Source organism: Bradyrhizobium huanghuaihaiense (genome assembly GCF_007830635.1).
Taxonomy (GTDB): Bacteria; Pseudomonadota; Alphaproteobacteria; order Rhizobiales; family Xanthobacteraceae; genus Bradyrhizobium; species Bradyrhizobium huanghuaihaiense.
On the sequence record NZ_VLLA01000021.1, the window covers coordinates 88,804 to 100,981 of the forward strand.

The following is a 12,178-nucleotide window of genomic DNA, read 5'->3' on the forward strand; positions in this document are numbered from 1 at the left end:
CCCAACAGCCACGATCGCGGAAATTGCATCCGGAACAGGCAGGAACCCTGCACTATCAAACCCCCGTTCATTGCGAGCCCATGTAAGGCCATGAGATCATGGCGCGCGGGCCGTGCTGCACGGCCAAGTTGCATGTTTGCTTTGAGTTTTTTGATTTGAGAGCACCGATGTTCGTACCGGAAATGGCGCGCAAGAGGATCGGACACCGGCTGCGGTCGGTGACGCGCCACTCGCTGGCGACCCTGCTCGCCACGACCGCGCTCGGCGTCGTCGCCGCCCACGCGGTGGACGCCATCTGGACCGGCGCCAGCACCGACTGGACGGATCCGGCCAACTGGAATCCGAGCGTGCCGGACGGAACTGCGACCTTCACCAGCAGCGGCAGCGCGAACGTCGACAACTTCAACGGCGTCGTCGTCATCGGCACGGTGCAGTTCACGAACACTGCGCAGGCCTACACGGTCACGATCGGCGATGCGTTCATCGTCAACGGCACCGGCATCATCAACGATTCGGGCAACACGCAGAACTTCGTGTCGACGTCCAACGGCATCAATATGGTGTTCCAGAACAGCAGTACCGCCAGCGGCGGAACTGGTGCCGTGACGATCACGAACAGCTCCGGTGGCACCGTCTCGTTCCTCCAGAACAGCACGGCGGGGACGGCAAGCATCATCAACGGCAGCTTCCTCACCTTCGAGGATTCCAGCAATGCCGGCAGCGCCCAGATCACCAACAACGCGGGCGGCCAGATCGATTTCTTCACCAGCGCCTCGGCCGGCAGCGCCACCATCAGCAATGCCGCGTCGGCCACGCTGAACTTCCACAACGCCACCACCGCCGCCACCTCGTCCATCATCAACGACGGAACGGTGAATTTCGACGGCTCCGCCAGCGCCGGCAGCGCCACCATCACCACCAACAACGGCGCGACGACGAATTTCAGCGGCGCGGCGACCGGCGGCAGCGCGCGCTTCATCACCAATGGCGGCGGCACCGTCGATATTTCGGGCCTCACCAGCGGCGGCATGACGGCCGGCTCGATCGAAGGCGCGGGCAATTACGTGCTCGGCGCCAACACGCTCGCCACCGGCAGCCTCAACACCTCGACCCAGGTCGACGGCGTGATCTCCGGCGCCGGCGGCGGCCTGACCAAGGTCGGCACCGGCACGCTGACCCTGACCAACGTCAACACCTACACCGGCCCGACGACGATCTCGGCCGGAACGCTGGCATTATCCGGCGCCGGCAACATCTCGAGCTCCAGTGTCGTGACGGTGAATGGGACATTCGACGTCACTGCGTCCTCGTTCCCGATCATCGCCGTCACCACGCTCGCCGGCAGTTCGAGCGGCGTCGTCAACATGGGCGCCCACGGGCTGTTCATCAGCAACGGCTCGACCGAATTCGCGGGCGTCATCCAGGGCACTGGCGGATTTGAAGTCGGCAGCGGCACTCAGACGCTCTCGGGCGTGAACACCTACACCAACGTCACCCAGATCGACGGGGGCGCGACGCTGGCTCTGAAGGGCGCCGGCTCAATCGCAAGCTCGCTCTATGTCGCCCTCGCCGGCGCCGGCGCCACGCTCGATATTTCCCAGACCAATTCAGGCGCTTCGGTCGGCGGCCTTCTCTCCCCCAGCACCGCCGGCTTCGTCTCGCTGGGATCGAAGACGCTGACGATCACCAACGGCAGCTTCTATGGCGGCGTGATCCAGGACGGCGGCATCGGCGGCGGCACCGGCGGCAACCTCGTGATCGCGAACGGCGCGACGCAGCAGCTGTTCGGTACCAACACCTATACCGGCACCACCACCATCGCGGCCGGCGGCGAGCTCGATCTCATCGATTTCGGCGCCCTCAATGGCAGCATCGCGACCTCGAGCAACGTCATCGCCAACGGCGTCTTCGACATCACGGGCTTGCTCAACGGCGGCACCTCGATCAAGGCGCTGTCAGGCTCGGGCACCGTCAATCTCGGCTTCAACACGCTCACCATCACCAACGCCAGCGGAACCTTCTCTGGCACCATCGACGATTTCGGCTTCGGCGGCGGCCTGACCATCGCCGGCGGAACGCAAACGCTGTCCGGCAACAGCAACTACACCGGCGCCACCACGGTGAATGGCGGCACGCTGGTGGTCGACGGCTTGATCGTGAACAGCCCGGTCACCGTCAACACCGGCGGCACGCTCACCGGCAGCGGCGGGGTCGCCGGCGTCCAGGTCAGCGGCGGCACATTGTCGCCGGGCAGCGTAGCCGACCCGTTCGGCCGGCTGACGGTAACCGGCAGCCTGATCTTCACCGCCGCCTCGACCTATCTGGTGCAGGTCTCCTCAACCAATGCCAGCCATACCAACGTGTTCGGGAGCGCCGATCTCGGCGGCGCGACGGTGCGCGCGAACTTCACCTCGGGCACGGTCAAGAAGCAGTACACGATCCTGAACGCGGCCGGCGGCCTCGGCAACACCACCTTCAATCCGACCGTCCTGTCGAACATGCCGACGCTCAACGCGACGCTGAGCTACGACACCAACAACGTATTCCTCAACGTCAACGTCAACTTCACACCGAGCGGCGGCCTCAACGCCAACCAGCAGAACGTTGCGAACACGCTGACCAACTTCTTCAACACGACCGGCGGCATCCCCGCGGCCTTCGCCGCGCTGAGCCCGGCGGGGCTGACCACCGCCTCGGGCGAGCTCGGCACCGGCATCCTCCAGGCCGCGATCAACGCCGACGGCCAGTTCATGAACCTGATGCTCGACCCCACGGTCATCGGCCGCTCCGGCGGCTTCGCCAAGGCGGGCAGCGTCGCGCAATTCGCCGAGAGCGACGACGCTACCGCCTACGCCAGGATGCGTCCGGCCAATGCGCGCGAGCGCGAAGCCTATGCAATGGCGACCAAGGCGCCGCTGCTCTCCTCGCAGCCGAGCAGCCGCTGGAGCGTCTGGTCGGCAGGCTATGGCGGCTCGGCCGAGGTCGGCGGCAATCCTGCGGTCGGCTCGCAGGACCTGACCGCACGGGTCTGGGGCGGCGCGGCCGGCGCCGATTACAGGATTTCGCTCGACACCCTCGTCGGCTTCGCGCTCGGCGGCGGCGGGCTGAACTACTCGGTCGCGAACGCGATGGGCTCGGGCTCGGCCGACCTGTTCCAGGCCGGCGTCTATGGCCGGCACAATTTCGGACCGGCCTATGTCGCGGCCGCCCTCGCCTATGGCTGGCATGACGTCACCACCAACCGCACCGTGGCGCTCGCCGGCGCCGACCAGCTCCAGGGCCGCTACAAGGCCGACAGCTTCTCGGCCCGTTTCGAGGGCGGCTACCGCTTCGCAACGCCGATGATCGGCATCACGCCCTATGCGGCGGCGCAGGTGACGAATTTCAACCTGCCGAACTATTCCGAAACGAGCCTCAATGGCGGCAGCCTGTTCGCTCTGAACTACGCCGCGCAATCCCTCACCGACACCCGCTCCGAGCTCGGCCTGCGCACCGACAAGTCCTATGCCATGCAGAACGGCGTGCTGACCTTGCGCGGCCGCGCCGCCTGGGCGCACGACTACAATCCGGGCCGCGCCGTCACCGCCCTGTTCCAGACCCTGCCGGGCACCTCGTTCGTCGTGAACGGCGCCAGGGTCGATGCCGATTCCGCACTGGTCAGCGCCAGCGCCGAGATGAAATGGCTGAGCGGCTTCTCGATCGCCGGTACCTTCGACGGCGAATTCTCCGGCAACGTCACCAGCTATGCCGGCAAGGGCGTGTTCAAGTACAGCTGGTGAGCTGGCGCATCTCTCTGCCCGACGCGACGATTCTCTAAGGTGTCCTTGACTGTATCCTATAGGATACTTATGTTTGAGGTTCAGAAGACTGACGAATTCGATCAATGGCTGGCCGCGCTCAAAGACCAGCGAGCGGTCGCGAAGATCGCTTCTCGCATTGAGCGGCTCGCCATGGGCAATGCAGGTGACGTGAAGGCCGTGGGCGCGGGAGTCAGTGAACTGCGCGTCGACTACGGGCCAGGTTACCGTGTGTATTACAAGCAAGTCGGCAACAGGATCGTGTTGATCCTTTGCGGTGGAGACAAGTCGACCCAGGACCGGGACATCAGACATGCCAAAGCGATCGCAAGCCAGCTCTAAGCAGAGCGCGAAGGTCAGAGTAACCAAGTTTGATGCAGCGGATTATCTGAAGACACCGACGGCGATCGCCGCTTATCTCACTGAAGCCTTCGAGACAAATGACCACGCTTATATCTGTAACGCGCTAGACACCGCCGCGCGCGCGAAGGGAATGGGGGACATTTCGAAAGCGACCGGCCTCTCTCGTGAGAGTCTCTACAAAACGTTCAAAGAGACCGCAAAACCTGAATTCGAGACCGTCCGCAAGGTGATGAACTCGCTCGGCGTCAAACTGGTAGCCGAGCCCATCGATGATAAGCAGAAGGTAGCTTGATTGCCCCGCCCTACTTCCCCGCCTGCCACTGGCCGGAGACGCCCAGGATCACCCTGACGCGACCGGTGGGCGCGTCGCCGAGCGCCGTGGTCTGCGGCACCTGGACGTCGAGCTGGTCGACGAACAGGAACGGCATGCCGGCCTCGATATCGTAGAGCAGCTTCTGCAGCGCGGGCTGCTCCAGCTCGCAGCTCACGACGAGGCCGACGAAGCCGTCCTTGGTTTGCGCACCTGATACGTCCACCTGCGAAGACTGCACCGAGCCGCCGACATTGCCGACGGCGGCCGCAACCCGCTGCAACAAATTGGCGCCCGCGACCGTCACGGTCGGCCCTTCCAGGAACGGCGTGCCGGGATGCTCGGCCGCCGACATCGCCGCGTTCTTGGCGCCGCTCTTGCGGCCGCGCAGCTGATCGAGCAGGTCGGAGCTCTCTGCCAGCGCCTGGCGGTGAGCGATGACGTCGGCGATCGAGAGGCCGGCCAGCAGCAACAGCCCGCCGGCGATGGCGATGTAGAGCGAGACCGCAATCAGCGGCGAGCCCGTCAGCGCCCGCGCCACGGCGCTTCCGCTCGCAACCTTGCTGCCCATGGCACTGCTCATGGCACGTTCCTCGGTTCGATCTGCGCCTCGATGTGGAAGCGCTCGCCGGGTTCGGAGGGGCTGCGCGTCGTCGGGGCGTAGAAGGTCGCGCGGGTGAAATGCTGGGACTGCTCGATCAGCGGGATCAGCGAGGGCGCATCGCGGGTGATGCCGCCGATCTGAATCTTGTTGCCGGCAACATGCAGCTCGGTGACATAGGTGTGATCGGGCAGCAGCCGGCTCAGCGACTCCAGCACGATCACGCTCGCCGGTGTCTCGTATTTGCGCCGCTCGAGCAGCGAGAGCGGCGAGCGCTCGCCGCCGTCACTGCCGCGCAGCGCGGCGCGGCGCTGGGTGATCTGCCGTTCGAGCTCGCTCTGCTGCGCACTGAGGCTGTCGGCGAGATAGCTTGCCGCGACCGAGCCGGTCACCGCGGCGACCGCGGCAAGCGCCAGGACGGCTTGCAGCGCGCGGCTCAGCCGCACCGGGTCGACGGCACCGCGCGATTTCTGCTCGAACACCTTGATGCGCGGGCCCTCAGCCGCCTCCGTCACGATCGCGATCGCCGAGGGGTGGAAGCCCGACAGCGCCTCGACATAGCCCATTGCCAGCCGGCGCGGCGCCGCGGCGATCTCCGTGGTGATGCTCTCGCTGCCATGCGCCACGGGCGGGCTGCACCCGAACACCGCCTCGGCGGCGCTCCACGGCGTCAGCCGGTCGATCTGGGCCCGCACGATGCCGTCGAGGAAATCGGCTGCACGGGCCGGCAGCTCCAGGGGACGAAACAGGAAGCGCGTCGGCCGCAGCACGATCTCGACGCGGCTGCCGCGGACGATCTGGGCGAGATTGGCGCCCTCGAACTTGCCGTCCTCGAAGGTGATCTCGTTCGGCACGTTCTCCGACTTCGAGGCCTCCAGCGCGAATGCGCCGGTCCCGGTCTCGACCAGCCGCACCACGCGCGGCGCCACCACCCGCTCCAGGGCGGCCACGATCGTGCCGGCCACGGTGCCGGTCCAGGCATCGAGAATGCCGCGAAGGGAATTGAGCGAGCTCATCTCACAGAGGCTTTCCGGCAGAGCCGTCGAAGGCGTTGTGCCACGACAATACACGATAGGGCTCATCGCCGCTTTCGAGAAGCAGGATGACGATTTCGGCCGAGCTGCGACGATGCGACGGGACCTCGACGGCGACCGTCATCCGGTACGCCTTCGAGCCCTCGATCGTCGAATTGGCGCTGCCGGCAAGCCCGACCAGGGAGCGCGGGTCGATCCTGGGATCGGCGCGGTCGCGCAGCACCTGCTGCAGCGTCTCCGGCGTCATGCCGGGGAGCGCCGCCACCACCTGCGGTGCGGCGTCGAGCACGTTCACGGTGCGCATGTTGCTGAACACGGTGACGAACGGCATGACGCGTTCCACCACGGCGGGCGGAATGCCGCGGACGAGCCAGAGCTCGTCGCTGTGCGGAAACGGCGCATGACGCGGCAAGTACGGTGCGCCGAGCGTGCGATAGTAGGAATCCTCCGGATTGTCCTGTCCGGCCTCCGTCGACGAACGCCAGGCCAGGATCCGGTCGGCATAGGCCGGGGCATCACTCGCGGAGACGCCGAGCGCCGTCATCAGCCCGGCGAGCACCGGCTTCGGCGCCATGTTGAGGTCGATGCGCGCGGCCTCCGAGCGGAACGTCACGCTCACTTGCCCGGCCCCGACGCGGGCATTGAAGGTGCCGCTGGTCGGACGCGCCACTTCGTTCTGCGCCGTCAGCCGGTAGGCGGCGAGTTCGAGCCCGGCGTTCACCAGCGCATCGGCCTGCAGCCGGTCGGCGTTGACCGCGACCGTGACCGCGGTGTTGGTGACATAGGTCAGATAGATCAGCGCCAGCGCGGCCAGCGCCGCCAGCATCCAGAGCACCGCGACGACGATGAAGCCGCGGCCGTCACCAGGCGTCGCATGGTCGTGCCTCGCGCCGCTCACAGCTGCTGCTCCTCTTTCGTCGGCTGTTGCGGCCGGCTGCCGGCCGCGACGCAGGTCACCGGATTCTTGGCCCGCGCGCATTCGGCCGGCGCGGTGATGTGCGGGATCACCGCGCCCGACACAGCCAGCACCTGCCCGCTGGCGCCGTCGCGCACCGTGATGCGGATGCGAGCCGGCAGTTGCGGCTGGCCGCGCCAGGTCGGCTGCCACTGACCGTCCTGCCCGGCATAGGCGAAGCTGACGCGGAACGGCGCTCGGATCAGCACGACCTGGTCGACGAAGCGGATCTGTCCGTCCGTCGGCATCGGCTGGAACGGCGCGCGCTCGCGCACCAGCGCGAGCCCCTGCGCGTCGGCCTTCTCGATCAAGCGGATGAATTCGAGCCCAGGGCGCGCGCTAGGGCCGAGCGCGGTGCGCAGGAACGTCACCGACAATTCGGCGCCCTCGAACAGCGGCGCCTTGGCATCGCCGTTGACCGTCATCTGCTCGGCGACCGACAGGTCGGCGATGATGCGGTCGAGCCCGGTCGCAAGCCGCTCGGCGCGCTGCACGCGGGCGATGCCGCGGTTCCAGTTCGGCAGCCATTGCGCCGTCACCGTCGCGAGCGCCGCCAGGATGACGGTCATCAGCAGCGTCGCCAGCAACACTTCGAGCAGGGTGAAGCCCGCCTCATCGGCGAGTGCGCGGCGCAGGCGCTTCATGTCCGGGCCTTGAGTAGAGAAGCCCTTCACTGCGAAGCCCTCGGCACCAGCTTCACCGTCGTGATCTGGATCGCAGCGCCGTCGGCGCGCTGGAGGCGCAGATTGACGGCCAATGGCACGAAGCGATCGGTGTCGGGATTGCCACCCGTCACGCTCATCGGCGCAACATCGACGCGCCAGCGGCTGCCGGCCATTTCGCCGCTCTGCCGGCCGGGCTTCAGCAGGGCGCGCGCCGGCAGGTTCGCAAGCAAAGTCTCGGCCGTGCCGGCGAGTGCGAGACGCTGGTCGATCGCACGCGTGCCCTTCGCGGTCGTGGCGATGACCGAGCCGATCGTCCCCAGCACGACGGCGATGATCGCGAGCGCGACCAGCGCCTCGATCAGCGTGAAGCCGGCGGCGTCAGAGCAGCTTCTGCGGGACAATCTCGACGCCTCCGGTCAGCCAGTTGACGCGCACCTCGTAGCCCATGCCGGGCCGCGCCAGCGCAATCGTTCCTCCGCACGACATGCCCGACGGAAAGAAGTCGATCGATCGCCCCGTTGCGCGATCGGCACAGCGCGAGGCCAGCATCGCCTGCATGACCACGTCGCCCGGCAGGCGGATGGTCCGCCCGGTGACGCCGGAACGGATCGCGCGCGCCTCCGCGTCCACCTGCGTCGTCACCCTGACCTGGCGGCGCAGCGCCGCGCTGCGGTCGGCCTTCAGCAGCGCCGCGGTCTCGACCGCGTAGCTTTCCAGCCTCGCCCGGGTCGTCGAGCGCGGGATCGCCGGCAGGATGATCGCCGCGAGCAGGCCGATGATCGCGAGCACGCACAGGATCTCGATCAGCGCGAAGCCACGCGCGTCGCGGATGTCCTCAGCGCGCGCCGCTGACAATGTCGGCTGCCGTTCCACTGCCGCCTTCCTGGCCATCCGATCCGAGCGAGATGATCTCGTAGGGCGCGCTCGCGCCCGGCGAACGATAGACGTATATGTGGCCCCAGGGATCGCTCGGCACCACGCCGCCGCGCAAATAGGGCCCGTTCCAGCCGGACTGGTTGTTGTTGCGGGTCAGCGCCGCGAGGCCTTCATTGGACGTCGGATAGCGGCCGAGATCGAGATAATAGAGATCGAGCGCGCTGGAAAAACTCTCGATCTGGATCTTCGCAGCCTTCGCCTTGGATTCGCTGAGATAGTTCAGCACGCGCGGCCCGACCAGCGCCATGATCATCCCGATGATGGTGATGACGACCAGCATCTCGACGAGGGTGAAGCCTGCTTCCCCTCGGCGTGCGCGCCGCCGACCGCGGCTTGCTGTTGGATGTTTGGTCACTTCAAACTTCTCCCGTTCCCTGCCTATCCGACAATCTGGCTCACCGACATCAGCGCCGTCATCACCGACGTGATCAGGCCACCGACGACCAGCGAGATCGCGATGATCGCCGCTGGTCCCGCGATGCCGACCGCACGGTCCAGCGTTCGCTGCAACTTGGCCTCGTAGAATTCGGCGACCCGCCCGGACAGCATCGGCAATTGGCCGGTCTCGTCGCCGAGCCGGAGCATGCGCACGGCCATCGCCGGCAACGCCGCGGTCTCGGCCAGCGCATCGGAAAGTTTCGAGCCGTGGCGGACGCGGTCGGCGGCCTCGCTCCAGACCGTGGACGGGCCGGTTGTGGCCATCATGTCGATGAGGATGCGCAGCGTGGTGGTGAGATTGACGCCGCTGCCGAGCAGCAGGCCGAGATTGCGGCAGAACAGCGCCGTGCGGTACGCGCTCATGATGTTGCGGATCGCCGGCAGATGCGTGATCGCATGGGTGATGCCGCGGCGGATACGCTCTTGCCGCAGCAGAAGCCATGTCGCGGCGATGACGGTCGCAAGGCCGGCCAGCATCACGTCGGAATTGCCGCGCAGGAAGGTCGAGATGTTGAGGAAGACACCGACGACCGGATCGACCTTGGCACCGAAATCCTGCAGCACGGATGCGAACTGCGGCAGCACGAAGGTGAGGAAGAACAGCAGCACGCAGCCGGCCGCGCCGAGCACGAACAAGGGATAGCGGATCGCATCCGACAGCCGGCGCCTCAAGGCCTCGCTGCGCGCGCGTTCGCCGGCCAGCACCTCCAGAACCTGATCGAGGGATCCCGAGGCCTCGCCGACCCGCACCAGCGCGATGTACATCGGCGGAAACAGCCCCTCATGCCGTGCCAGTGCCTCGGCGAAGCTCTCGCCGGAGACGACGCGGGAACGGATGTCGGCAACGACCGGCCGCAGCCGGCCGAAATCGGGATCGGCCGCGAGCAGCTCCAATCCGTCATTGATGCGGGCGCCGGCCCGCAAGAGCAGCGCGAGGTCGCGGGTGAAGATGGTGACGTCTTCCGGCTTCGGCCGGTTGAAGAGGCTGGTGACGCGGCCGGCAGCGCCGCCCTCCTCCGGCGTCACGTTGTCGACCAGGACGAGGCCGAGCCGCTCGATCCGCTGCGCGACGTCGCTCGCCGCGGGCGCGGCGATGGCGCCGGAGACCAGTTCGCCGTGGGCGTTGAGTGCGCGGTAACGATAGTTCGGCATGCGTCAGTGCAAGATGAGCTTGGGTTGAATAGATTGGCCGCGAGGTCGGTACACCTCTCCCGCTTGCGGGAGAGGTCGCGCCGAAGGCGCGGGTGAGGGCTCTCTCCTCTTGGGGGTTCTCGATTGCGGAGACACCCTCTCCCCAACCCTCCCCCGCAAGCGGGGGAGGGAGCACCCCTCCCTCATCGCGGCATATGAGCCTGATCTCATCATGTCCTAGCGCACCGTCGTGACGCGGAAGACCTCGGGCACGGTGGTGAGCCCGGCCCGGCATTTGGCCACCGCGTCCTCCAGCATGGTCGTCATGCCGCCTCGCATCGCGGCGGCGTCGATCGAATGGGAGTCGGTCTGCGGTCCGACCAGCTGGCGCACCTCGTCGGACATTTCGAGGATCTCGAACACGCCGTTGCGGCCGCGATAGCCGGTGCCGCCGCAGCGCTCGCAGCCGCCGGCCTCGTGCACGACCTCGCCGCACCTGAAGCCGATCACCGCAAGGCGCGGATCCTTGGCAAGATCGGCCTCGGTCAACGCATGCGGCACCTTGCAGCGGTCGCACAGGACGCGCACCAGGCGCTGCGCCACCACCGCGCGCAGTGTCGACTTCAGCAGGAAGCCCTCGATGCCGAGATCGATCAGGCGCGGCACGGCGGCGGCCGCCGTCTCGGTGTGCAGCGTCGTCAGCACGAGATGGCCGGTCAGCGCGGCATGGATCGCGATATGGGCGGTCTCGGCGTCGCGGACCTCGCCGACCATGATGACGTCGGGGTCCTGGCGCACGAAAGCGCGCATGGCCGAGGCGAAGGTCAGCCCGATCGACGGCTTGACCTGGGACTGGTTGATGCCGGGGATCTCGTATTCGACGGGATCCTCGATGGTGAGGATCTTTCGCGTCGGCTCGTTCAGGATCGACAGCATGGTGGCGAGCGTCGTGGTCTTGCCGCTGCCGGTCGGCCCCGTCACGACGATCATGCCGTGCGGCATCGCCAGGAGGCGCGTCATCACGCTCTCGTCGCGTGCGGCGAGGCCAAGCTTGCTCGTCTCCAGGAGACCGCGGTCGCGCGGCAAGAGGCGGATGACGGCGCTCTCGCCGTGCTGCGTCGGCATGGTGGCGACGCGGACGTCGAGCTCGCTGCGCCCGACACGCACGCGCGCGGCGCCGTCCTGCGGCAGCCGCCGCTCCGCGATGTTGAGGCTGGCGAGAATCTTGATGCGCGAGATCAACGCCTGCGGCGGGATGCCGTGCGGCGACGGCAGTGCACGCAAGAGGCCGTCGACGCGCATGCGCACGGCGAGTCCGGCGCGGAACGGCTCGACATGGATGTCGCTCGCGCGCAAGTCCACCGCGCGCTCCAGGAGATCGTTGAGCGCGCGCACCACCGGCGCACCGCTGGCGAGATCGCGCAGGCTTTCGATGTCGTCGTCGGACTGCTGCGCGACGCTCCTGCCGCTTCGATCGGCATTTGCGTCGTCGGCCTCGGCCCGTTGATCGAGCACCGTCGTAATGTCCTCATATGACGCTACGACGACATCGACCGGTGTCCCGAACACGATTTCGGCGGCGCGAATGGCAGCGGTGTCGGAGGGATCGGCAACGGCCAGCCGAAACGCGTCATCGGTCGAACTGAAGGGAAAAATGGTGGATTCACGCAGGAAACGCCGCGAAAAGCCGTCGAGACGAGGCGCAGCCGCGAGCAGTTGCGGAAGGCTCAGCCGCGGCAGGGCAAAATAGTCGGAGACTTCATCTGCGAATTCGGCTGCGGAAAGATCGGTGGCCTCCCACAATTCGCGCAAGGGGCGAGTCAGCGCGGGATTGGCCGACTTGTCGATATGGGCGTGCGCCCGCTGCGGCAGTGAATATTTTTCCAGGAGGTGCTGCCGGAAGCTATCTGCGGAGCGGTCGCGCATCGCATTCACAGCGTTGACCTTG

The 12,178-nt window shown here is 67.0% G+C and carries 12 protein-coding genes; 3 read left to right on the forward strand and 9 right to left on the reverse strand.

From position 1 onward, the window contains the following. Positions 1–182: 182 nt before the first annotated feature. The 3 genes from IQ16_RS32670 to IQ16_RS32680 all read left to right on the forward strand — a co-directional run bounded on the left by IQ16_RS32670 (position 183) and on the right by IQ16_RS32680 (position 4,452). Positions 183–3,779: an autotransporter outer membrane beta-barrel domain-containing protein gene (locus tag IQ16_RS32670; RefSeq protein ID WP_018643206.1), complete on the forward strand. Its 3,597-nt coding sequence runs from the start codon at positions 183–185 to the stop codon at positions 3,777–3,779. A gap of 69 nt (positions 3,780–3,848) precedes the next feature. After that, on the forward strand, positions 3,849–4,139 hold the full coding sequence (locus IQ16_RS32675) for a type II toxin-antitoxin system RelE/ParE family toxin (protein ID WP_018643205.1): 291 nt from the start codon (positions 3,849–3,851) through the stop codon (positions 4,137–4,139). Further along, positions 4,111–4,452: an addiction module antidote protein gene (locus IQ16_RS32680; RefSeq protein WP_018643204.1), complete on the forward strand. Its 342-nt coding sequence runs from the start codon at positions 4,111–4,113 to the stop codon at positions 4,450–4,452. The genes IQ16_RS32675 and IQ16_RS32680 overlap by 29 nt, the downstream gene beginning before the upstream one ends. A gap of 10 nt (positions 4,453–4,462) precedes the next feature. Here IQ16_RS32680 and gspM read toward each other — a convergent pair whose 3' ends face one another. The 9 genes from gspM to IQ16_RS32725 form a co-directional block, all read right to left on the reverse strand. Beyond that, positions 4,463–5,053 (reverse strand): type II secretion system protein GspM, encoded by a 591-nt coding sequence (gene gspM, locus IQ16_RS32685; protein ID WP_018643203.1) that lies wholly within the window; start codon positions 5,051–5,053, stop codon positions 4,463–4,465. Beyond that, positions 5,050–6,087 (reverse strand): PilN domain-containing protein, encoded by a 1,038-nt coding sequence (locus IQ16_RS32690; protein ID WP_020607892.1) that lies wholly within the window; start codon positions 6,085–6,087, stop codon positions 5,050–5,052. The genes gspM and IQ16_RS32690 overlap by 4 nt, the downstream gene beginning before the upstream one ends. Before the next feature lies 1 nt (position 6,088). Beyond that, a complete protein-coding gene (locus tag IQ16_RS32695) occupies positions 6,089–7,003 on the reverse strand; it encodes a type II secretion system minor pseudopilin (RefSeq protein WP_018643201.1) in 915 nt (304 codons plus the stop codon). Next, a complete protein-coding gene (locus tag IQ16_RS32700) occupies positions 7,000–7,704 on the reverse strand; it encodes a general secretion pathway protein GspJ (RefSeq protein WP_210315653.1) in 705 nt (234 codons plus the stop codon). Before IQ16_RS32700 ends, IQ16_RS32695 begins: the two co-directional genes overlap by 4 nt. 26 nt (positions 7,705–7,730) lie before the next feature. Next, positions 7,731–8,126, reverse strand: coding sequence for a PulJ/GspJ family protein (locus IQ16_RS32705; protein WP_018643199.1), 396 nt, complete (start codon positions 8,124–8,126; stop codon positions 7,731–7,733). Further along, positions 8,104–8,598 (reverse strand): prepilin-type N-terminal cleavage/methylation domain-containing protein, encoded by a 495-nt coding sequence (locus tag IQ16_RS32710; protein ID WP_018643198.1) that lies wholly within the window; start codon positions 8,596–8,598, stop codon positions 8,104–8,106. Before IQ16_RS32710 ends, IQ16_RS32705 begins: the two co-directional genes overlap by 23 nt. Then, complete coding sequence (gspG, locus tag IQ16_RS32715) at positions 8,561–9,016, reverse strand: type II secretion system major pseudopilin GspG (protein WP_018643197.1); 456 nt, start codon at positions 9,014–9,016, stop codon at positions 8,561–8,563. Before gspG ends, IQ16_RS32710 begins: the two co-directional genes overlap by 38 nt. A gap of 23 nt (positions 9,017–9,039) precedes the next feature. Next, on the reverse strand, positions 9,040–10,251 hold the full coding sequence (locus IQ16_RS32720) for a type II secretion system F family protein (RefSeq protein ID WP_145831972.1): 1,212 nt from the start codon (positions 10,249–10,251) through the stop codon (positions 9,040–9,042). Positions 10,252–10,467: 216 nt separating this feature from the next. Next, positions 10,468–12,156: a GspE/PulE family protein gene (locus tag IQ16_RS32725; protein WP_430648221.1), complete on the reverse strand. Its 1,689-nt coding sequence runs from the start codon at positions 12,154–12,156 to the stop codon at positions 10,468–10,470. Positions 12,157–12,178 lie beyond the last annotated feature (22 nt).